Source organism: Bacillus sp. JNUCC-22 (genome assembly GCF_018861275.1).
In the GTDB taxonomy this organism is placed as follows: Bacteria; Bacillota; Bacilli; order Bacillales; family Bacillaceae; genus Bacillus; species Bacillus velezensis.
Genome location: NZ_CP076408.1, coordinates 262878 through 283779, shown reverse-complemented (window position 1 = coordinate 283779; position 20902 = coordinate 262878). Strand labels below are relative to the sequence as shown.

The window sequence follows — 20902 nt, the reverse complement described above, 5'->3', positions numbered from 1 at the left end:
TTACTCTCCCTGCTTTTGCGTAATGGTTCTAAACAGCTTTCTTACGAGTGACGGCTCCTTATATTCCTGCCGAAATACCATGTCCTCCAGCCAATGGACATCAAATTGGCTTTCTTCAATATAATGCTCAATGTCTTGATGCCCCGGCGGATTATACAAGATGATATCGACGCCGAATTTATTTAAAAACAACAGAGCGGCGGCGTCAGAACGTGTGAGTTCGCCATTTTGTTCCGTATGATATAAAACGAGTTTCGGAACGGTTTGGGCGTAATCAAACGTCTGAATCAATTGCAGCAGCGAAGCGGGCAGGTTCGTCGCCTGGCGGAACAAATAGATTGCGGCATCCCTTGCCTGCTCCCCGGGCAAAGCCTTCAGCCCTGGGTTTCTGCACATGTCAGAAATCACATTGGCGATGGCGTTCTGCACGCCTGACGGGAGATGCTTGTACTGCCAGATGTTGCTTCTTTTCAGCCTGTCCGCGTCAATCGCTCCTTCTTCGTTCAAAACCTGACTGTAGTGATACTGGTAGTTGGCTTTCAGCTCTTCCGTAAACGGAAAACTGCGGATCATGTGTGTCTCCTGATAGTCTGCGGCGGTATGGAGTCTATTCCAATATTCTTTCGTATCTTTGGAAACCCCCATCACTTTCGCAAAAAGGTTCGGAACGGCCACCCGCTCCCTGTCCGCTTTAAATTGCGGCCGGATAAACGCCCGCTCCTTCGCAATGAGAAATAACTCATCATACGTCGTTTTTAATGTCACGGACTGCGGGGTATGATCCCTGAACTGCCAAGGCTTATACATCATAGATTCCTCATGGTTCAGCACATGCTCAATTTCTTTCGTTGACCGGTAGGCCGTCGTGGACGTTCTGTCCGGCTTTTCTTTCGGGAATGGCTCAAGGCCGCCTGTTGCGGGGAGCTTTATCACAAAGCTGAGTTCCTCATCCGGATCAATCAAGCTGAACGGATCTTCCGCAGCCGGATGAAACAATAGGACGTCACAGCCGATCAGCATGAGATAATAGAGAAAATAAAGCTGGCTTTTGGTAGCGTCTCCATACCACACCACCTTCGGCATCTCACGCTCTATATCGGCTTGTTCGAGCCATGGATTCAGGTGGTTCAGCGAAAACTTTGACACATCCAAGAGCACACGCCGGAAATCGGGATGATTCAGCCCATTTTCATGCCGGTCCGCAAAGGTTTCCAAAAGCGTCATAAACGCGGTTCTCAGCCGGCGGTGCATAAGCGGATCAGCGTGTTTGGCAAGCAGCCTGCCCCCATCGAGAAACGCGACAAATCTGGAAACCGAAAGCCCTTTCTCTTTTTGATTGACCGAATGGATGTGCTGGAGCGCCTGAAACGTTTCAGGCGCGATGGTCTTATCCAGCGTCTCGCTTAACACATGGATGTTTTCATGAGAAGACAGCTCGAAAAGCTTATTGTAATACTCCGTCTCATCATAAGGAGTGCCCAAAATCCGGACGGCAAGCCGGGTAAACGCCAGCCCGTTTTCCCGCTCGTAACCGGGACGTTCCGGCAGCGGCCGCAGCAGAAACGTTTCCCAGTCATCGTTTTCCGGCTCTGCCTTTCGGATCACCAATTCTTCCTGCCTCATCATTTTCCTCCTTTCTCTTCATGATCGGTACAAAAAAGGAAGGAAATGAACTCTCCCTCCTTTTTTGTTTTATTCTTCTTTAGATGCAGCCGTTTGCTCCTGAACCTGCTTTTGTTTGTTGAAATAGTGGATAATAAACGTTACCACAAACGCAGCGATGATGATTCCGAAGAACACCACGTGCGGCATTTCATAATCAAAGGCGCTCGCCGCCATTTTCACGGCGATAATCCCGATCAGCACAAAAGCCGTATTTTCAAGCTCAGGGATTTTATCAATTAAAACAAGGAATACTTTTGCGACTGTACGCATCATGAGAATGCCAAGCATACCGCCGATCAAGAGCACCCACACTTTTTCCGATACCGCAAACGCGGCCAGAATGCTGTCAACAGAGAAGGCCAAATCCATTAACTCAACTGAAACGACAGTGGCCCAGAAAATTCCGAACGTACGGACCATCCATGAATTTTTCTTCATGCCTTCCGTATCGTCATCACCTTCTCCGATCCAGAAATGCTTAATGACGAGCCAAGCCAGGTACAGCGCGCCAAGCACTTTAATCCACCAGAACTTAATGAGCAGCATTCCGATCCCGATAAAGATAAAACGGAAAATATATGCCCCGAACAATCCGTATGTTAATGCTTTCTTCCGCTGTTTTTCAGGCAGATGCCTTACCATCACCGCAAGCACTAACGCATTGTCGGCCGACAGCAGCCCTTCCAGCAGAACCAAGGAACCGATCAGCCCCCATGATACAGGGTCAGTCAGCACCTCACCCCACATTTTCCAATCAAAAAAGGAAGCGTAGGTCGACATAATATGATGTAGAAAATCCAAGTTTTTTCCTCCTATTTAGTAAAACGGTAATTTCCTGCTTACACCTGCAAGCCGTAATTCCGGCAAAGTGATGCCAGACCGCCGGAAAACCCGCTGCCGATGGCGTTAAACTTCCACTCAGCCCCATGGCGGTAAAGCTCACAAACGACAACCGCCGTTTCAATCGAGAAGTCTTCTCCTAAATCGAAACGAAGCAGTTCATTCTGGCTGTTTTCATCGACGACGCGCACGAACGCGTTCGAAACTTGTCCGAAATTTTGGCCGCGCGCTTCCGCATCATGAATCGTGACGGTGATGCCGATCTTTTCGATATTTGCGGGTATTTTTGAGAAGTCGACGATAATTTGTTCATCGTCTCCCTCGCCCTCGCCCGTCCGGTTGTCTCCCGTATGGATGACGCCCCCGCTTGGGTGTTCCAGGTTATTGTAGAAAACAAAATCAAGATCATTTACACAGTTGTCATGGGCATCGACAAGAAAAGCCGACGCGTCAAGGTCAAAGTCATGCCCTCCGGAGTACTTGTTCGTATCCCACCCTAAGCCGATCACCGCTTTTGTAAGGCCGGGGTTCGTTTTTGTCAGATCAACACGCTGTCCTTTCGCCAATTGAATAGCCATGTGCCGTCTCTCCCTTCTGTGTTTGATATGGTTCAGCCGATTTGCAGGCCGTAATCTGTCGCAATACGGGCCAGTCCGCCTTGGTAGCCTGAGCCGATCGCGGAAAATTTCCATTCGCCGTTATGTCTGTAAAGCTCCCCTGCGATAATGGCTGTTTCAATTGAGAAATCTTCAGCCAGATCATAGCGGATCAGCTCCTCATTTGTCTCTTCATTGACAATGCGCACGAACGCGTTGGAAACTTGTCCGAAGTTTTGGCCGCGCGCTTCCGCTTCATGAATCGTGATGACGAATGAAATTTTGTCAATAGCCGCGGGCACCGCGCTCAGGTTGACTCTTACGCTTTCGTCATCGCCTTCGCCCTGGCCTGTCAGGTTGTCGCCTGAATGTGCGACAGAGCCGTTTCCGCCTTCAAGCTGATTATAGAAAATGAAATCATCGGGCGACGCGCATTTTCCTGCTTCATTTAATAGAAAGACGCTGGAATCTAAATCAAAATCATGTCCGCCGTCGTATTTGTTTGTATCCCAGCCAAGGCCGACAACGACTTTAGAAAGACCCGGATTTGTTTTAGTCAAATCTACTTTTTGTCCTTTTGCCAATGAAATTGCCATGTGTGCACTCTCCTTTTTATCGTTTAGGCGTATCGGTTAACGATATCGCCGATTTTTGTATCGTTTGTGCCTTCTCCTACTGCGGCGAATTTCCACTCGCCGTCCTGGCGGTAGATTTCAGCCGCGATCAGGCTCGTTCTGCCTGAATAGTTATCTCTTAAATTGTAAGTCACCAGTTCTTCGCGGTTAGCCTGATCAACGACGCGGATGAACGCGTTTTGAATCATGCCGAAGTCCTGTTTTCGTCTGACGCAGTCGTAAATATTGACGACAAACACAAGTTTATTAATCTGAGCGGGGACTTTCGCCAAATCGATGAGAATTTGTTCATCATCGCCGTCGCCTTCTCCCGTCAGGTTGTCACCCGTGTGTACGACACCGCCGCATCGGCTTTTCAGATTGCCGAAATAGATGACGTTTTTACTGTCTGTCATTTTATCATTTTCAAGCATCAGTACGGAAGCGTCACAGTCGATATTGGCACCGCCTCCGCCGAACAGCTTTCCGAAAAAGCCCCCGGATGATACAGGGTCCCAGCCGAGTCCGACCAGCAGTTTTGACAGACCGGCTTTTCCTTTTGTTAAATCAATCCGCTGTCCTTTTTGTAAAGAGATCGCCATATGATTCACTCCTATTCTGTAAGGGTGCCGCTAAGCACGCCGCAAGTGCGCATTTTTACTAAATTCCGGGACAAGAATCCCGGTGTTTATTAAGATATACGTCTTTTATTATATCAAAGTTTCATAAAACATAAGAATTTTTGGCGAAAAACGGCGAAAAATTACTTCCTATATTCTCCTTCTTTCCGGAGAGAATAGAGAAAACAAAGAAATTGACGAAGACTGAACATTTTTCCTATCCTTGTATCAATACATGTCAGGAAAGGGGCAGACGAGTGATTGATTTAAGCATACTTGATCAGGCGCCCGTATCCAAAGGAAACGGGCCGCACGAGACACTCCGCCATTCAGCGGAGCTCGCCCGCCTCAGCGAAGGATGGGGCTATAAGCGGTACTGGTTTGCCGAGCATCACGGCACAAGAGGGCTCGCAAGCGTTTCGCCGGAAATTATGATCGCTCATACCGCCGCAGCCACAACGTCCATCCGTGTCGGATCAGGCGGCGTGCTGCTGCCGCAGTACAGCCCCTATAAAGTCGCGGAAACTTTCCGTCAGCTTGAGGCGCTGCACCCGAACCGGATTGACCTTGGGGTCGGACGCTCGCCGGGCGGTACAACGAAAATCCGGCTCGCCCTCACAGACGGGGTAAAGAAAAGCATGACCGAGTTCAACAGGCAGCTTCAGGATTTATCATCCTTTCTGACAGATTCGGTTCCCTCGGACCATGCTTATGCAGGAATAAAAATAGCGCCTTTGATTGAAACAGCCCCGCAGCTTTGGGTGCTCGGCCTCGGGGAAAACAGCGCCAGACGCGCCGCTCTTCAAGGTGCGGGCTATGTCTTCGGCCATTTCATTAATCCGGAACGCGGGGAAAAAGCTTTTCAGATCTATCGGGACCATTTCCGGGCCTCCGCCCATTTTTCCGCTCCCGCCTCGCTCTGTGCCATTTTCGTCATATGCGCGGCTACGGATGAGAAAGCGGAAGAACTCGCCTTAAGCCAGGATTTATGGCTTCTTCGTGTCGGAAAAGGCGCCGACAGCCGCGTGCCGAGTGTGGAGGAAGCGAAGGCTTATCCGTATTCGCCGGAGGACCGTAAACAGATAGAAGAAAACAGGAAGCGGATGGTGATCGGCTCTCCTGCCGCAGTGAAACGCCGTCTGCTTGAACTTTCCGAGCGGTATCAGACAAAAGAGATGATGGTGCTGTGCAACGTCTTTGATTTCGAAGCAAAAAAAGAGTCATATGAGCGTCTTGCTGATATATTTCTGTAAAAAAAAGCCGTCAAACGGAGCAGCAGATGAGACTGCTGCACCGCTTAACGGCGGTTTTTTCGTTCTTTTCCTTTTTTAAACGCATTCCAAATCCCCTGCAGCGTAAACCCGAGCAGAAGCAGAATGATTAACAGTAAAGTGATTGACGGCCCCGGAGGCGTTCCGAGCTGGTACGAAGACGTCAGCCCCATGAACACACTGAAAAGAGAAATAATAATGGCTGCCGCAAACACCCATTTAAACCCTTTGGCGATACGGATTGCAAAAGCCGCGGGCAGTACGAGGAGCGCGGAAACGAGCAGCACGCCGATAATCGGAATAATGACCGAAATCGCCAGCCCCGTCACGATGCTGAATGACATTGACAGCAGGTTTGTGTTAATGCCTGATGTCTTCGCCGTCGCCTCGTCAAAGGTAAGCAGATAGAGCGGTCTGTTTAATATAATGAAATAAAGCAGGATCAGCAGGGTAATTACGCCGATAATATAGACTTGCTGCTGGCTGACCGTGACAAGCGATCCAAATAAATATTGATCGATGCTCATCGACGCGCCGCCTTTTGACAGGCTGATCAGAAACATCGCAAACGACAGCCCGGCCGCCATTAAGATTGCGATAGATACCTCGGAATATGTACGGTACGCCCGCCGCATATATTCAATGCCGATCGCTCCGATCGTGACGACAACGATGCTCGCCGCCGTAATATTGGTACTGAGAAAAAAACCGATGGCCACGCCCGACAATGAAATATGAGACAGCGTATCCGCCATCAGCGCCTGTCTTCTCAGCACGAGATATACGCCTAATATCGGCGCCATAATTCCGATCATGCTTCCCGCTAGAAAAGCTCGTCGCATGAATTCCAAGTCAAACATTTCCATCCGCCTTTTTCCCCCCTCTCAAGCCGTATAACTTTATCCAGATACTGCTGTACTTCGTTTTGTTCGTGTGTCACCATGACGACGGTGCGGTTGTGATTTTTCACCTGATGGTGCATAAATTCGTAGAAACCCTGTCTGCTTTCATAATCAACCGCGGTTGTCGGCTCATCAAGCATCAGCAGATCCGGATTGCTCGCAAGCATTCTCGCAATGCAGATTTTCTGCTTCTGTCCGCCGGATAAATCGCCGATTTTCCGGTGGCGGAAATCCCACATTTCCACCATCTTCAGCGCGTTTTCCACCTCATGGTGATCCGTTTCGTTCAATCGTTTAAACCATTTTCCTTTCGTATAACGGCCTGATTGCACAAGCTCCAGAACCGTGCTTGGGAATCCTGCGTTAAATGAAGAAATCTGCTGCGGAACATAGCCGATTGTCAGGCGTTTTCCGGCTGCGTTCTTTTTACTGATCTCGGCCGTTCCTTCCCAAGGTCTGAGCATGCCGAGCATGACTTTCATCAGCGTCGATTTTGACGCGCCGTTCGGTCCTGTAATGCCGACGAATTCGCCGCTTTTGATTTCCAGCGACACGCCGTCAAGCACCGGTGTATGCGAATAACCAAAAACAATATCCTGTAATGTAACGAGATTCATGCTGACCTTCCTTTCCCGCATAGAAATAGTGTGCACCCCGCGGCGCACACTATGTTATTTAACCAATAGCGAATCTTTCAGTGCATCAAGGTTTTTCTCCATAATGTCAATATAACCGATGCCTTTATCCCGTTCTTTTTGGCTTAAACCTTCCAGTGTATTGAGCACTTCCGTTTTCGCGCCGATTTCACCGGCAAGTGTATCTGCAACTTTAGGCGATGCAACTTCTTCAAAATAGATGATCTTCACATCATGCTTTTTGGCAAACGTTTTGAGATCCGCCAGTTTGGCCGCACTCGGCTCTTCTTCAGGAGAAAGGCCTGCAATCGCGACTTGTTTTAAGCCGTATTCTTTGGCGAGATAGCTGAATGCCGCGTGCTGTGTGATCAATTCTTTTTTCGACGCTTTATTTAATGTTGTACGGTATAGTTTATCAAGATCCTGCAGTTTTGCAATATATTCTTTACTATTTTTCTCATAGTATGCTTTATTCTTCGGGTCCTGTTTTACGATCTGCGCCGTAATGGTTTTGACCTCTTTTTGCGCAAGAACCGGGCTGAGCCACACGTGAGGGTCCATGCTGCGGCTGTGGTCATGACCGCCGTGTCCATGTTCCTCTTCCTCTTCATCCGAACCTTCGAGCAAGTCAATTCCTTTCGACGCCTTTACAAACTTCGCATGATCAGAGCTCATGCTTTTTTCCGCTGAAGGAACCCATGTCTCCATATATTCGCTGTTGTATACGAAAAGATCGGCATTTTGAATGCCGGCGATATCCTTCGGCGTCGGCTCCCAATCATGGGGTTCGACCGAAGACGGGATGAGAATGTCTACATCGCCTTTGTCTTTGACAATTTGTTTCGTGAATTCGTACATAGGATAAAAGGTCGTCACGACGTGCAGTTTGCCGCTTTTCGAAGAACCTGACGAACCTTTTGAAGATGAATTGCCACAGCCCGCCGCAATTAAAAAGCATGCCGCAATGACAATGATTCCGCTCCATTTTTTAAACAAGCCGTTTCCCCCTGTTCTGTAAATCAGAATGATGACGATTTCCAAAGCGTACTTTCTCGTTCATTTGTTACCTATACCATAATAAAACGAAGTAATTACGTTTTGCAAGATATTTTTGAAAAGAATTGATCTGCATATCTATTTCCGTTATTATTATATCCAATAGATATATATCAATTAGATATATAAGGAGGAGTGGAAAGATTGAATAAGAGATCTGATACTTATTACGCCTTACTCGGTTTAATCACAATAGGGTGTCATACAGGTTATGAGATAAAGCAAATGATGGATCGGAGTCTGCAACATTTTTGGACCATCAGCTACAGCCAGATTTACCCTAATTTAAAACGCCTTACAGAAGAAGGATTGCTGACAGTGACAACAACCGTTCAAGAAGACCGTCCCGACAAAAAAGAATATCACCTCACGCAAAAGGGAGAAGACGCACTGCAGGATTGGCTGAACGAACCGGTCAAGCAGCCGGCGGCCGAAAAAAATGAACTGCTGCTTAAACTTTTTTTCAGCGATAAACAAGACACTGCCTCAAATATCCGGATGATAGAGCTCTATAAAAAACAGCTCCGTATGAAATATGAACTGTATGAAACAATCGAACAGTCTCTTTTAAAACGGGAGGGTATGGAGCACAGGCTGTTTACCATTGACTACGGCAAACGAGTGACTTCGGCCGCGATTGAGTGGGCTGATGCCGTCATCAGCAAACTGAAAAAAGGAGTTGAGCTTTAAATGAAAAAACAGATGATCACCGCTTCGCCGGTAACAGCCCGCTCTGATGAGGAAGCCGTCGTTTTTGTTATCGGTGTTCGAATTAACAAATGGCATTCTATATATCGCTGGCTTCCGATCGTCCGGGCAATGACGCCGATGATTAAAGAGTTGTATGCCAATAAGGAGCTTGGCTTCCTCTCTATGGAAATGTCCTGGACATTACGAAGTATTACTCTGATCCAATATTGGCGTTCTTTTGATGACCTTATTTCTTACGCCAGGGGAGAGAAACATATGAAAGCTTGGCGGCATTTTTATCAGCGCGCTGCTGCATCTCAAGCGGTCGGTATATACCATGAAACATATACAGTTCCCGCCGGCGGTTATGAATCCATCTATGTCAATATGCCGGCATTCGGCCTCGCCAAAGCAAAAGGAAGCGCCCCCGTTACAAAAGAAACGAGGACAGCAGCTAAGCGGATGAAGGCCGCTCAGAATCAGGCAAGCAGATAAACTCTTGTTTCGTAAGGGCGGAACGTGATGCGGGATTCCGCGCCGCCGTTATTTTCATAGTTGCTGAGAAGCAGCTCGGCCCTTTCAGATTCGGAGCCGTCCGGCCAATAAAAGGCGGCTTCTTCTTTCGATACGTTGCTGATGGATATGATTTTTTGTCCGTTTGCCTGTCTTTCATACACAAACAGCTGCGGGTCATCGGGAAACAGCAGCGTGTAGCTGCCTTTTATGATATCAGCATACTGTTTTCGCAGGCGGATCAGTTTTTTGTAAAAGTTCAATATAGAATCGGGATCATCCTGAGCCTCGGCCGCATTGACGGTTTTGTAATTGGGATTGACCTTCAGCCACGGTTCGCCCTCCGTAAATCCGGCATTCTTGCTGCCGTCCCACTGCATCGGTGTACGGGCATGGTCCCGGCTTTTCGCCATAATGGACGCCATGACTTCTTCCCTGTTGCGGCCCATTTCAAATACCCTTTTATGATACATATTGACGGTCTGAATATCTTGATAATCCTCTATTCTGTCAAACGGGGCGTTTGTCATGCCGAGTTCTTCTCCCTGATAAATGTACGTCGTGCCTTTCATGAAATAAAGCAGGGCGGCAAGCATTTTGGCAGATGCCTTTCGGTATTTGCCTTCGTCTCCGAAGCGGGATACGATCCGGGGCTGGTCATGATTGCACCAATACAGCGTATTCCAGCCTTGATGTTCCAGTTTTTCCTGCCAGTCTGTGAGCACTTTCTTCAAATCGGACAGCTCAAGCGGTTTTACATCCCAATGCTCTTGGCCCGGCTTTTGATCAAGCTCCATATGCTGAAAATGAAAAATCATATTCAGTTCATGCTCATCGGTTCCCGTGTAAACCAGCCCCTCCTCAGGCGTCACTGATCCGGCCTCGCCGACCGACATCACGTCATATTTGGAAAATACCTCTTTCGTCATTTCTTTTAAGTAATCATGTATCCGTGCTCCGTTTGGCCGGAAAGGCTTCGGATCTGCCCGGCGGGCGATGTAATCTTCATATGGCGGCAAGTATTCTTTTTTTGACAGAAGATGAAGCTGGTCTATTCGCAATCCGTCCACGCCTTTATCGAGCCAAAATCTCATCATCTCGTATACTGATTGCCGAACCTCGGGATTTTCCCAATTCAGATCGGCTTGTTTAACGGCGTTCATATGCAGGTAATATTCGCCCGTATGTTCTTCGTACTGCCAGACGGATTGTCCGTAATCCGACACCCAATCGGTCGGCGGGCCCTCCGCGGTGCCCGGCCGCCAAATATAATAATCGCGGTATTTGCTGTCCGGATTCATTTCCGCCTCTTTGAACCAAGGATGCTCCGTGGATGTATGATTTAAAACGAAGTCCATCACAAGCTTTAATCCGCGGCTGCGGCATTCTGTAAGCAGATCGTGAAAGTCCTCCATCGTTCCGTATGATTCCATAATCGCTTGATGATCCGTCACATCGTAGCCGTTATCGACGTTTGACGACGGGTAAATCGGGCAGATCCATATCACATCGGCGCCAAGCTCTTTTATATAATCGAGACGCGCGATAATCCCCCGCAGGTCGCCTATGCCGTCGCCGTTCGTATCTTGGAAGCTTCGCGGATAGATTTGATAGACAACGGCGTCTTTCCACCAGTCATTCGCCATCTTGCGGCCCTCCTGTTTTTTAGAGAACCATTTCCTTTATGACCCTTCTCTAAACAAAAAAGAGAAGGTTTCCCCTCCTCTTTTATCTTTCCAGCTGGGACGGATAAAGCGTCATGCCTCCGTCTACGAAAAGTGTCGTTCCGGTTACGTAACTCGCTTCTTCCGACACCATCCATGCGGCGGCCGCGGCGACTTCTTCCGGTTTTCCGAAGGCGTTCATCGGAATTTTTTTCAGCTGGGCCTGTTTATGTGTTTCATCTTCCAGATCCTTATTGGACTCCGTGGCGATCGTGCCGGGAGCGATGGCATTCACCCGGATGCCTTTGTCTGCGTAATTGAGCGCCATCGTTTCCGTCATCATTTTGATCCCGCCTTTGGATGCCGAGTACTGCACGTTTTCAGGACGCGGTATTTGCTGATGAACGCTCGATATGTTTAAGACCGTTCCTTTTTTGCCGTGCTCGAGCATATGTTTCAGTGCCGCTTTCGCCCCCAAAAAGGTGCCGGTCACGTTGACGTCGATGACCCTTTGCCAATCCTCCAGGCTCATTTCATGGGGCATCGCTTCGGCTCCGTTAAAACCGGAATTGTTGACCATCACGTCCACGCCCCCGAAATGCTCCTGCGCGGCATTAAACAGCGCCTGAATCCCTTCTTCTGAGGATACATCGGCTTTTACGGTGACGGCTCTGCCTCCCGCTTTCTCAATGATGTCCGCCGCTTCTTCCGCTCCGGCGGAATCACCGAGGTAGTTCACAACCACATTCATCCGCTCCTTGCCGAAGCGTTCGGCAATGGCTTTTCCGATTCCTTTCGAAGAACCTGTTACAATCGCTGTTTTTCCCTGTAAATCCTGATACATTGTCTCATTTCCTCCCTGATGTTAATACAGAGCATGTACCCGGTTTTAATCGGCTGAAAACAAAAGGAATCATAAAAAGAACGATGAAACCGAAGCTCCCTCGTTCTTTTTTTCATTATGCGTAGTTGTTCATTTGCAGCCTTTTTTGCACGCCGACAAGCCTGCTGAAAAAATAAGATGCCGCTTTGTAGTTCTCCCGTTTATGAAAGAAATGAGCCGCGTCCTGAAGCAGTTCCTCTGTGTCAGCCAACAGCTCTTTTGATTCCAGGATGTCAAAATACTCTTTGAGCGAATCCTGTCCGCCTTCCCCCTGATAAAGCTCTTTAATCAGACGGAATTTTGTCATATAGATCTCATCTTCCCACTCCGCCGCACTTCTCATGCCCCGCGCGCAGCTGGCGGCGGCTTCACTGTATTTTTCCGTTTTAAAGTAGATATGCGTGAGTGAAAAAACAGCCTGGATGACCTGCCGGAAGCTGTGTGCTTCAAATCCGGCAGCCGCCCGTTCAAAATCCTCCGCCGCCTTGCAAAAGTCACCCAGACTGTACATACAGTGCCCGATATTATAATAGGCCGCAGCAATCATATATTGATCATCAAGCCGCTCCGCGTGTTCCAAGGCGCATTCGAGGTATTCCAGCGCTTTTTTATGCTGCTGGGCGTCCATCAGATTTCCGGCAATGATAAATTTGCACTGCACCCTTCTCATTCCGTATAATTCATATTTCTTGTAAATATCAAGCGCCTGCCCCGCGTAATTCATCGAAAAGAAAGTCTGCTTGATATGATAGTACACCTCAGAAATTTTATACAGAAACTCGGCTTTCTCTATGTCATCTTCCACATATTCAAGCTTTTCCTCAGCCCGCTTATAATGAGAAATCGCTGAGATGAAGTTTTTCTGCTTAAATTCATACATTCCCCTGAAATAGTAAAAATAATATTCCAGTAAGCCGGTCAGCTTTTGCTGGTTCATCTCAATCTCAGTGAGCATTTCAGAGAACGGAGGCTGGCAGTCGCCGTCTTTCATGGGTTTTAATTTATCCAGCATGATGCGGTGCCGAAATTCCATCAATGAAAAATACAACAATAAATCCTGGTTCTCTTCCATATCTTCGAGTTCATATTGAATCTCCCGCTTCAGCGCTTCAGCTTGATCGGCTTCAAACGCGCGGATCAGCTTATACCATTCATTCATCTTTACGGCCACTTCTTCAGATGGAATCTTGGATTTCATAGATTTGCCTCCTTCCTCCGGCTACTAATTATGTTATATTTTATCATAGCAAATTTATGGCAGTGAGCAAACAAAGATTTTAATCAATTAAAGAAAGAGAGAATTCACCATGAAACGACCAGTCAGAATTGCGCTGCTTTTGATCCTCTTCTTTTCCGCAGACCTATGTTTTTCCTATGTGCAGAAAGAATTGAGGCCGCAGACGGCATTACAAGACAGAGCCATTCCAAGCGCTCTTCATCCGCTCGTGAAACAGAATGCGGAGCTATTGCAGACGGCCGCTCTGAAAAAAGGCATCACCGTCGTTATCACAGAGGGTTTCAGATCAATTGAGGAACAAAACGAATTGTACCGTCAAGGACGTTCAAAAAAAGGAAATATCGTCACCTACGCAAAAGGCGGGGAATCTTACCACAATTACGGCCTTGCGATCGACTTCGCCCTGCAAAAAAAGGATGGAAGCCTGATTTGGGATATGACGTACGACGGAAACCGAAACGGCACGCCCGATTGGCTTGAGGTCGTATCGATTGCCAAAACGCTCGGTTTTGATTGGGGAGGCGATTGGAGAGGCTTTAAAGATTATCCTCATTTACAAATGATCCCTGGCTAATAAAACCTTTTCTTTTTTCGCTTTTGCGCATCAATGTACGGAGGATAGACAGGCCTGTACACAAGCTTATATCCTTCATTGCCGGACGGCGTAAAATCGCGCTGCCACTCCAGCCGCAGATGGAAATCGGATAAAAAAACGGCCTTTGCTTCTTCGGGAGTAACGGCCGGCACCGGATTGATCTTCTCCAGCTGCTCCGGGTCAATGTCAGGCGCCATGTAAGCTTCCACAAGCCCCGTTACGGGACTGACAAGTATTCTCGCAGCGCCGAACCGCAGCGGAATATCCTGATGCCATATGGAAAAATGGAAGCGGAACCTGCCCCTTCCGTCCGTTTTCAGCGGGTTCATTTTAAAAAACTCGTCCGCTCTCGGATAAAGCTTGTATAAAAATTGAAGCGCGACGGCCTCACACTCTTCCGCAGAATAAAAGGCCGGGCCCTGATGCTCAATAAAAGATTTAAAGGCTGTCATTTTCCCTGTCTTTTTGTCCGTTTTCATCTTCATTGTATTTTTGTTGCTGCTTTCAAAATAGCTTTCGATACTCAAATCTTTCCGTTCCGGAACCGACCCTTTCCGCCATGTCGTTCCGATCTCATCCCCGAGATCGCGCCGGCGCGTCTGAACCATATCCGCGGTAAACCCCATTAATTCATCCAGGCTGATTTCCCGTTTATGTTCAAACGCGGGAAGCGGTTTTGCCGGCTCATTCCTGTCTTCGCAAAGCTGCTGATCCGGCACGATATCATCTTCACCGGCCGGATAGCTGTAAGCCGGCAGAATCGGTTCATAGACGAGACGCGGTATTTTCTCAAAATTGACCACATCATAGACGAGACTGAATGTCAGCACACTCATATAATGCGAGACGACTTTTTCCCGATCGACGAATGTTTCCGGGACGGGCGCTTCACCCTTATCCCCGTAATAGATAAACTGCACGACGAAGCCGCTCCTGCTTACATCAACGAAAAAACCTGAATCGGGAAGCGGCCGGCCGAGCACTTTTTTTGTATAGATAAATCGGATGCACCCATTGCGTTCTTCCCTCGCCTGAAAGATGAAATTCATAAAAGTAAGCGGGCGGTGTCTCGCCGCAAACCGAAGAGCCGTCAGCTTTAATTCGGCGTCTGACAGCTGCATGTCTGAACTCGGACAGTCGTTGCGTGAATAGGTAAGCAAAGATCCGTCGTCGCCCAGCTCAATCGTGACCGTTTTATCCGGCTGGTTACGATCTTTCCATATATAATAGGCTTTCGTTTTTTGTTTTTCATCATAATCTTCTATTTCAAGCTCATAGTCCGGCGGTATGTTCCCGATTTCCAGCGCTTTTTTTCTCAGATGTTCTTTCAGCAATGGGGTCATCCTTTCAGAAGAGTGTATAAAAAAGAACTGTTTTTTATTATATAAAAACGTCCTTATCCTTTTAAAGGGAAGAAAGTGCCTTTTATGTGTCTATTTTTAGCAAAGAGGGAAAAGAGCCGTATTCAGAGCGGCTCTTTTTCATACAAATGTCACATTCCCCGCGAAAGCCCCGGGACGAACGCCCATGACCTTCAGCCTATTAAACTCGTGATCGCTTCCCCTGTATGAGCCTCAATAAACAGCGGGAAAACCGGCTTGTATACGAGCCTGTACACTTTTCCGCAGCTGTCGTCATCGTAACAACGATCCCAAGCGAGCTCGGCTTTGATGGCCCGGCGGATCGCGTCTTTCGCCTCTTCCATTGTCAATGAAGGAACGGGATCGATTTCCTGGAGCTCTTTCGGATCAATTTCCGGCGGCATATAAAAAGTGACAAGACCCGTCTTTTTGCTGACACAGATTCTCCCCTCTCCGAATCGCAAATCAACGCCGCCCGAACAAGCCTTATATGTAAGTCCCACGTTTTCTCCTTCATCATCCGGCTCATCATATTGAACCCGGAAATACTGATCCGCTTCCGGAAACATGGCGAATAAAAAGCGGATGGCCATGTGATGGCATTCTTCCTCGGAAAACACCGGTTCGCCTTCAACCTTTATAAATGACATCGCCCCGGTGAGCCGGCCCGATTCTTTATCATGCATTGTTTTCAATACGTGTTCATTCCGTTCTTTAAACAGACTTTCAAAGCTTTTATCTTCCCGTGCGGATTTTGTTTTTTCAGGACGCCAGGCAATGCCGATACGGCCCTCTCCAAGGTCGCTTTCCCTCTCTTTATAAAAACCGTCGTGCAGCCCGATCATGTCATTGATGCTCATCTTTTCCGCTTCAGGTGCAGGGCGCGAAATCGGGACATACGGCCGCGTGTCGTCTTCCAGCTCTTCATATTCGTCTAATTCTGCATTCTCTTCCTTCAGGTCGGCCGATATCGGCCGCGTCGGAGACACGATTTGATAGACGAGATGGGGCTTGTCATCCCCCTGCACATAGACGGACTGATGCAGGACGGTGAACAACAGCTCTGCTTCAATATGTTTGACAAAGTGAGCCAATGCTTCCCGCTTGTCCGCAATTGTCTCCGGTCTTAACAGATCATCGGCCTTCCCATGGTAAGAAAAGCCGGTTACTTCCCCTGTCACAGCCAGGTCGATGTAAAACCCGGTCAGCGGAAGCGGCAGACCGTCAGCCATCTGAACATAGGAATATCTCACATCGCCATCATTGGCGGAGCCGCTGTTTTCCAATTCGAACTCAGCCAATGCCCCAGGACGATGGGTTTCTAAAAACGCCCGCATCCGTTTTTTTATGTCCGATTCCGAAAGAGCCGGCAGATCAGTCTGGAAAGCCGGACGGGATAAGTATTTCAGTTTTCCGTCCCGGTCTAATTCGACCATGATGCCGGCTTCCGGATCATTCTTATCTTCCCACCAAAACAGAACCTCATCTTCCCGGTATTCTTCCACATTACTCTCGTAGCGGGCAGGTACGTTTCCGATTCGGAGAGCCAGCTGTTTCAATTCTTCTTTATTCATCATAACACTTCCTTTTCTTCCAAAAAGATTGATGATTACCAAGACTCTTTTATACAAAACTAGTATAATTAACCTGTCCATCTTCATGACTATCGAATTAATCATTAACAACAGGGGGTAAACCAGATGTCCATCAAAAAAATGAGCGCCGTGTTTTTCATTCTGCTTCTCACGGCATTTACCGCCGCGTGCAGCAGCGAAACGAGCGGCGGCCAGGAAAGCAGCACGGCGAAAGTGAAAATAAAAGAGACAGCATGGGCCGCTTCAGACGATACTGAACATCCGGCCGCGCTGAAAGTAACGGTCACCGTCAAAAATACGGGCAAAGACCCGCTTACCGTCAAAAGCAGCGACTTCTCGCTTTATCAGGATGACGCGAAAACAGCCAAGGCCGATAAGGAAGACTTGATGCAGAGCGGCACGCTTCATGCGGGTAAGACAGTGACGGGCAATCTGTACTTCACGGCTGACGAAGGCAAATCCTATGAATTGGTATATCAGCCGCAGGCAAAAGACGCGAAGCCTTTATCTTATAAACTGAAAGTCAAAGGCACAGCCTCCAACGCAAAACCTGACCCAGCGGACGCATTATCCGCATACATTGATGTGATGCTGTACGGCAAGCACAATAAAGATTTCACCCGCCTGACCGGTGTAAATGAAAAAATGACGGCCGCCGCATATCAGGAATCGGCGAAAGCCAGCTTTATCGCTTCTGCAGGCATTTCACAAGAACAGGCGGATTCAAAAGCCATTTCCGCTATTATTGACGCCATGTCATCAGCGCTTCGGGATAACACAGAGCTCAAGGTGCATACCAAATCCATGTCAGGCAAAAAAGCCGTCCTTGAAGCAAAAGTGACGCCGCTTGATATGTCTCCGCTTGCGGGCCAGCTGCAAGACCGCGTGCAAGACTATGCCGGAAAGCACCCTGATGCTGATGAAAACGAAATTGTCAGCCACCTGCTTTCTGTCTATCCAGAAGAGTTTATGCGCCTGAAACCGGCTTCTTCTTCTGTTACAAGAGAAATCGAGATGAAGAAAAACGCCCGCGGCCAGTGGTATCTGGATACAGACGCCGATCTGGAAGGATTGACAGAAGCGTTTTTGAAAACGTCCTGACAACAAGAAAGGAAATAGCGCAGGCTATTTCCTTTTTTTATTTTCACTTAAAGATGTCACTGATATATTGAACCTCATCCTCGGTTAACTGCACATTAAGCGCGTCCAGATTGTGTTTCAGCTGGTCGGGGCGTTTGGCTCCGGGAATGATCGCATCCACCGCCGGCTGCGACAGAAGCCATGCGAGTGCGATATGCGCTGTCTGCGCCCCTTTTTCCTCCGCAACGGCCCGAAGCTTATCCACTCGCTCCAGATTTTGGTGAAAAGCTTCTCCCTGAAACGGCGGCCTGTTCTTTCGGCTGTCCTCAAAGACTGTGTCTTTTGTAAACTTTCCCGTCAGCAAGCCGGAAGCAAGCGGAAAATAAGGAATAAAGGAAATGCCGTTCTTTTCACAATAAGGCAGCAGATCATGCTCCGCCTCACGCTGAATCAGTGAATATTCCGATTGAAAAACCTCTAAATAGCCGTCGGCGTTAAACTCCTGCAATTGCCGGAAGCTGAGATTGGACGCGCCGATTGCTCTGATTTTCCCTTCGTCCTTCAGTTCTTTTAGCGTGCCCGCCACTTCGGAGAGCGGTGTTTTGCCGTCAGGGAAGTGGACGTAATACAAATCAATCACGTCTGTTTTCAGCCGCTTCAGGCTGTTTTCCGCCTCACTCCGGAGAAATTCACGGCTGTTGTCCAGCTCGATTTGTCCGTTGACTTCTTTATGCGCGCCTTTTGACGCAATCACGAGGCTGTCCCGCACGCCGCGCTCTGCGACAACTTCACCGATTAACTCTTCGGAACGCCCCAAACCGTATATAAACGCCGTATCAATAAAATTGACGCCGCCGTCCAATGCTGTGCGGATGAGTTCTTTTCCCGTTTCATCATTAAGATTCGGAAACAGATTATGTCCTCCGACCGCATTTGCGCCAAAACCGATACGCTTTACCCGTAAATCCGTCCTGCCCAGCGTACGTGTCTCATCCATGGCTCAGGCTCCCTTCCTTTTATCGCTCTGTTTAGTATTAGATAGACGGTAAGAATTATCCTGCCTGAGAGCCTATCTACAGAAAAAACCTTGAAAAGCGTTTGCCCTTCAAGGTTTTTTTGGCTGTGTATTAAGATGTCAGAGCTGCGGCGAAGCGTTCGGCTTCATCCGTGAGAGCACCCTCGATTTCCTTATAGCGGCTGGAAATCGTTGAGGCGCTGACGCCGTACTTCTTCGCCAGCTTGGCTTGAGAAACGGACGCGCCGTTCAGAGAAATGCTGTTTACGTAATATTCGACCGCCGCCGCGAAAGCTTCAGGCTTTCTGATCGTCGGTGTTTTTTTGATACAGAACGTTTTCCACAGATCAATTACGGCCGGAACCAGCTCAGCCGGGTATTCATCCCCGCTCAGGCCTTTTTCAATAGCGTCTGCCGTTTCCTTTTCCATGTCGTTGGCCCACTCTGTCTGTTTTTCTTCAGCAGCCTGCTCAGGCTCTTCCGCCGTTCCTAAAAGAGCGGCCAGCACAATGTCGAAGTTGTCCTGCATAAAGCGCTCAGGCGATTTTCCTTCCGCAAGAGCCGGGGCAGCCGCCTTTTTCACTTTGCTGATTAGAGCTTCGGTCCGCTTCACAGGGAAGATCGTAAATTGCATGAAGAACTCCGCTTTTTCCGCTTCGTGGATCGGATAGCCGAGAATCAGGCTTCCCGCCGGCGGAAGATCCTGCTGGCTGACGTCCATTTCCACTTTGAATTGTTTTTTCGTCATCACATCTTCAAAGTGAATCATTCCTTCTTTCACATCTTCAAGCACCATAACGGCAGGTGTCATGCTTTTCCATGATTCAACGATTTCCCGTGTTTTCGGGCGGTTGATGCCGCCGGCTTTTTTCTGAAGATATTCTTCAAAAATCGTCTTGCCGCCTGCCAGCGGACGGAAGAAAATTCCCCAGATGCCGAGGTTGAAGACTCCGATGTCTTTTGTCTGTCTGTCCAGCTCCGTAATGAACGCGTGCTGGTTAATAAATGATGATATGCCGTCTCTATGTGCTGTAAAGGCGTACTCCATTAGGCTTTCCTGAATCTGTTTCGCTTCTTTTGCCGCGATGTCTGCCGGAATGGCAGCTTCTTTGCTTCCGCAGCATTTTTTATATTTCTTCCCGCTGCCGCATGGGCAAGGGGCATTTCTTTTCACTTTTCCCACAATAAACCCTCCGAATTCTGATATAACTTTATTATTTTAACAAAAATAACTTCAGAGGGCTTGGTTTACGGCGAAAAAAGAATATGGAAGAAAAAAAGACCCCGGGATATTCTCATTCTCCGGGGCTTTGAAACTGTTAATTTGTATTTTGTCCGCCGCCGTTCAGACCTTCTTTAATCAGCCCGTTTACTTGGCTGTTCATCAAAAGTCCGATGTGTCCGACACCGTGAATCTGCACGTTTTTCCCGCCGATCAGCCGTGACAGCGGGTTCAGGACGATTAAGTCCGCTGAGCTGTAAATCGATGTATATAAAATCTTTTGGTTCGGATCAGTCCCCGGAAGCGCCCGGTTGGTCACAAGGCCGTTCGCTCCGCCCAGTGTGACGACGTTTGCGATTTTGTCTCCGCCGTCAAGATTTTTAATGTAATAGAGCGTGTTGGCGCCGCCCATGCTGTGCGCGACGATATCGACTTTTTTCGCACCTGTTTCGCTGAGCACTTTTTTCACGTAATTGGACAGTCTCGGTGCATTGTGTCTGTTGTTTCCGGTTTTGTCCAGAAAATCAATGGCGTACATCTCATTTCTTGACCAGCCTTGGGATGCCAAGTACGTTTTGATTCCCGCGAAGTTAAAGGACGCCCCGCCGATTCCGTGGACCATGACAACCGGGTTATGCTCTGAGGAGGCTTTCGATACGGTCGGCTGGAAGGCAAATACGGAAATGACGGAGAGCATGCAGACTGTAAGGATCGCTAGGATTTTGCTTTTGATTTGTTTCATGAACTTTCCTCCTGTTATGTAATTTTTTGCAATTTTCATTTTATTAGAGAAGAAAAGGAAAAAATAGAGTATTTTTTACTGTTTTCAACAATTGAAAAAGAGGCGG

General features: G+C 48.1%; 21 protein-coding genes. 5 read left to right on the top strand and 16 right to left on the bottom strand.

The genetic code is table 11. The features are described 5' to 3' along the window. The 5 genes from JNUCC22_RS01565 to JNUCC22_RS01545 all read right to left on the bottom strand — a co-directional run bounded on the left by JNUCC22_RS01565 (position 1) and on the right by JNUCC22_RS01545 (position 4317). Entirely contained in the window at positions 1–1623 is a 1623-nt protein-coding gene (locus JNUCC22_RS01565; RefSeq protein WP_025284191.1) for a YceG family protein, read from the bottom strand. 69 nt (positions 1624–1692) lie between these two features. Next, positions 1693–2466, bottom strand: a complete 774-nt coding sequence (locus JNUCC22_RS01560) for a TerC family protein (RefSeq protein ID WP_003156644.1) — start codon at positions 2464–2466, stop codon at positions 1693–1695. Between the two features lie 38 nt (positions 2467–2504). After that, positions 2505–3083, bottom strand: a complete 579-nt coding sequence (locus JNUCC22_RS01555; protein ID WP_003156645.1) for a TerD family protein — start codon at positions 3081–3083, stop codon at positions 2505–2507. A gap of 32 nt (positions 3084–3115) precedes the next feature. After that, positions 3116–3697 carry a TerD family protein gene (locus tag JNUCC22_RS01550; RefSeq protein ID WP_007409047.1) on the bottom strand — a complete coding sequence of 194 codons (582 nt, stop codon included), beginning with the start codon at positions 3695–3697 and terminating at the stop codon, positions 3116–3118. A 23-nt stretch (positions 3698–3720) separates the two neighbouring features. After that, positions 3721–4317, bottom strand: a complete 597-nt coding sequence (locus JNUCC22_RS01545; protein ID WP_015239102.1) for a TerD family protein — start codon at positions 4315–4317, stop codon at positions 3721–3723. Positions 4318–4592: 275 nt separating this feature from the next. On the opposite strand from JNUCC22_RS01545, the gene JNUCC22_RS01540 reads away from it, so the two are divergent. After that, on the top strand, positions 4593–5588 hold the full coding sequence (locus JNUCC22_RS01540) for an LLM class flavin-dependent oxidoreductase (protein WP_072588768.1): 996 nt from the start codon (positions 4593–4595) through the stop codon (positions 5586–5588). Positions 5589–5632: 44 nt separating this feature from the next. Here the strand turns inward: JNUCC22_RS01540 and JNUCC22_RS01535 are convergent, their stop codons facing one another. The 3 genes from JNUCC22_RS01535 to JNUCC22_RS01525 are packed head-to-tail and all read right to left on the bottom strand — an operon-like array spanning position 5633 to position 8139. After that, positions 5633–6472 (bottom strand): metal ABC transporter permease, encoded by an 840-nt coding sequence (locus tag JNUCC22_RS01535; protein ID WP_072588767.1) that lies wholly within the window; start codon positions 6470–6472, stop codon positions 5633–5635. After that, positions 6430–7125, bottom strand: a complete 696-nt coding sequence (locus JNUCC22_RS01530; protein WP_003156655.1) for a metal ABC transporter ATP-binding protein — start codon at positions 7123–7125, stop codon at positions 6430–6432. The genes JNUCC22_RS01535 and JNUCC22_RS01530 overlap by 43 nt, the downstream gene beginning before the upstream one ends. Before the next feature lie 54 nt (positions 7126–7179). Next, entirely contained in the window at positions 7180–8139 is a 960-nt protein-coding gene (locus JNUCC22_RS01525) for a metal ABC transporter substrate-binding protein (RefSeq protein ID WP_003156656.1), read from the bottom strand. Positions 8140–8343: 204 nt separating this feature from the next. On the opposite strand from JNUCC22_RS01525, the gene JNUCC22_RS01520 reads away from it, so the two are divergent. Both JNUCC22_RS01520 and JNUCC22_RS01515 read left to right on the top strand, forming a co-directional pair. Beyond that, positions 8344–8889, top strand: a complete 546-nt coding sequence (locus JNUCC22_RS01520) for a PadR family transcriptional regulator (protein WP_052587095.1) — start codon at positions 8344–8346, stop codon at positions 8887–8889. After that, positions 8890–9384, top strand: coding sequence for a DUF4188 domain-containing protein (locus JNUCC22_RS01515; protein ID WP_014304289.1), 495 nt, complete (start codon positions 8890–8892; stop codon positions 9382–9384). Here the strand turns inward: JNUCC22_RS01515 and JNUCC22_RS01510 are convergent. The 3 genes from JNUCC22_RS01510 to JNUCC22_RS01500 all read right to left on the bottom strand — a co-directional run bounded on the left by JNUCC22_RS01510 (position 9369) and on the right by JNUCC22_RS01500 (position 13147). Next, a complete protein-coding gene (locus JNUCC22_RS01510) occupies positions 9369–11048 on the bottom strand; it encodes a glycoside hydrolase family 13 protein (protein WP_072588766.1) in 1680 nt (559 codons plus the stop codon). The two genes, JNUCC22_RS01515 and JNUCC22_RS01510, sit on opposite strands and share 16 nt — an antisense overlap. A gap of 82 nt (positions 11049–11130) precedes the next feature. Further along, the gene (locus JNUCC22_RS01505; RefSeq protein ID WP_015388737.1) at positions 11131–11910 is read right to left on the bottom strand and encodes a glucose 1-dehydrogenase; all 780 of its coding nucleotides are present in this window, start codon (positions 11908–11910) and stop codon (positions 11131–11133) included. Positions 11911–12025: 115 nt separating this feature from the next. Then, complete coding sequence (locus tag JNUCC22_RS01500) at positions 12026–13147, bottom strand: response regulator aspartate phosphatase (protein WP_007409040.1); 1122 nt, start codon at positions 13145–13147, stop codon at positions 12026–12028. Between the two features lie 109 nt (positions 13148–13256). Between JNUCC22_RS01500 and JNUCC22_RS01495 the strand changes: the two genes are divergently transcribed. Next, a complete protein-coding gene (locus JNUCC22_RS01495) occupies positions 13257–13760 on the top strand; it encodes a peptidoglycan L-alanyl-D-glutamate endopeptidase CwlK (RefSeq protein WP_011996280.1) in 504 nt (167 codons plus the stop codon). Here JNUCC22_RS01495 and JNUCC22_RS01490 read toward each other — a convergent pair. Next, positions 13757–15115 carry a YcdB/YcdC domain-containing protein gene (locus JNUCC22_RS01490; protein ID WP_072588765.1) on the bottom strand — a complete coding sequence of 453 codons (1359 nt, stop codon included), beginning with the start codon at positions 15113–15115 and terminating at the stop codon, positions 13757–13759. The two genes, JNUCC22_RS01495 and JNUCC22_RS01490, sit on opposite strands and share 4 nt — an antisense overlap. Positions 15116–15315: 200 nt before the next feature. Then, positions 15316–16716 (bottom strand): YcdB/YcdC domain-containing protein, encoded by a 1401-nt coding sequence (locus tag JNUCC22_RS01485; protein ID WP_072588764.1) that lies wholly within the window; start codon positions 16714–16716, stop codon positions 15316–15318. Between the two features lie 126 nt (positions 16717–16842). On the opposite strand from JNUCC22_RS01485, the gene JNUCC22_RS01480 reads away from it, so the two are divergent. Continuing rightward, positions 16843–17838, top strand: a complete 996-nt coding sequence (locus JNUCC22_RS01480; RefSeq protein WP_015416740.1) for a DUF5105 domain-containing protein — start codon at positions 16843–16845, stop codon at positions 17836–17838. Between the two features lie 43 nt (positions 17839–17881). Here JNUCC22_RS01480 and JNUCC22_RS01475 read toward each other — a convergent pair whose 3' ends face one another. The 3 genes from JNUCC22_RS01475 to JNUCC22_RS01465 all read right to left on the bottom strand — a co-directional run bounded on the left by JNUCC22_RS01475 (position 17882) and on the right by JNUCC22_RS01465 (position 20796). Then, on the bottom strand, positions 17882–18814 hold the full coding sequence (locus tag JNUCC22_RS01475; RefSeq protein ID WP_025284185.1) for an aldo/keto reductase: 933 nt from the start codon (positions 18812–18814) through the stop codon (positions 17882–17884). 130 nt (positions 18815–18944) lie between these two features. Beyond that, positions 18945–20015 carry a helix-turn-helix domain-containing protein gene (locus JNUCC22_RS01470; protein WP_007409034.1) on the bottom strand — a complete coding sequence of 357 codons (1071 nt, stop codon included), beginning with the start codon at positions 20013–20015 and terminating at the stop codon, positions 18945–18947. 136 nt (positions 20016–20151) lie between these two features. After that, positions 20152–20796, bottom strand: a complete 645-nt coding sequence (locus JNUCC22_RS01465) for a lipase EstA (protein ID WP_007409033.1) — start codon at positions 20794–20796, stop codon at positions 20152–20154. Positions 20797–20902 lie beyond the last annotated feature (106 nt).

Bases quoted from the DNA above. Each gene is read 5' to 3' on its own strand.
- JNUCC22_RS01565 (WP_025284191.1), bottom strand. From the start codon at position 1,623: ATGAGGCAGGAAGAATTGGTGATCCGAAAGGCAGAGCCGGAAAACGAT.
- JNUCC22_RS01555 (WP_003156645.1), bottom strand. From the start codon at position 3,083: ATGGCTATTCAATTGGCGAAAGGACAGCGTGTTGATCTGACAAAAACG.
- JNUCC22_RS01550 (WP_007409047.1), bottom strand. From the start codon at position 3,697: ATGGCAATTTCATTGGCAAAAGGACAAAAAGTAGATTTGACTAAAACA.
- JNUCC22_RS01545 (WP_015239102.1), bottom strand. From the start codon at position 4,317: ATGGCGATCTCTTTACAAAAAGGACAGCGGATTGATTTAACAAAAGGA.
- JNUCC22_RS01535 (WP_072588767.1), bottom strand. From the start codon at position 6,472: ATGGAAATGTTTGACTTGGAATTCATGCGACGAGCTTTTCTAGCGGGA.
- JNUCC22_RS01530 (WP_003156655.1), bottom strand. From the start codon at position 7,125: ATGAATCTCGTTACATTACAGGATATTGTTTTTGGTTATTCGCATACA.
- JNUCC22_RS01515 (WP_014304289.1), top strand. From the start codon at position 8,890: ATGAAAAAACAGATGATCACCGCTTCGCCGGTAACAGCCCGCTCTGAT.
- JNUCC22_RS01510 (WP_072588766.1), bottom strand. From the start codon at position 11,048: ATGGCGAATGACTGGTGGAAAGACGCCGTTGTCTATCAAATCTATCCG.
- JNUCC22_RS01505 (WP_015388737.1), bottom strand. From the start codon at position 11,910: ATGTATCAGGATTTACAGGGAAAAACAGCGATTGTAACAGGTTCTTCG.
- JNUCC22_RS01500 (WP_007409040.1), bottom strand. From the start codon at position 13,147: ATGAAATCCAAGATTCCATCTGAAGAAGTGGCCGTAAAGATGAATGAA.
- JNUCC22_RS01495 (WP_011996280.1), top strand. From the start codon at position 13,257: ATGAAACGACCAGTCAGAATTGCGCTGCTTTTGATCCTCTTCTTTTCC.
- JNUCC22_RS01485 (WP_072588764.1), bottom strand. From the start codon at position 16,716: ATGAATAAAGAAGAATTGAAACAGCTGGCTCTCCGAATCGGAAACGTA.
- JNUCC22_RS01480 (WP_015416740.1), top strand. From the start codon at position 16,843: ATGTCCATCAAAAAAATGAGCGCCGTGTTTTTCATTCTGCTTCTCACG.
- JNUCC22_RS01475 (WP_025284185.1), bottom strand. From the start codon at position 18,814: ATGGATGAGACACGTACGCTGGGCAGGACGGATTTACGGGTAAAGCGT.
- JNUCC22_RS01465 (WP_007409033.1), bottom strand. From the start codon at position 20,796: ATGAAACAAATCAAAAGCAAAATCCTAGCGATCCTTACAGTCTGCATG.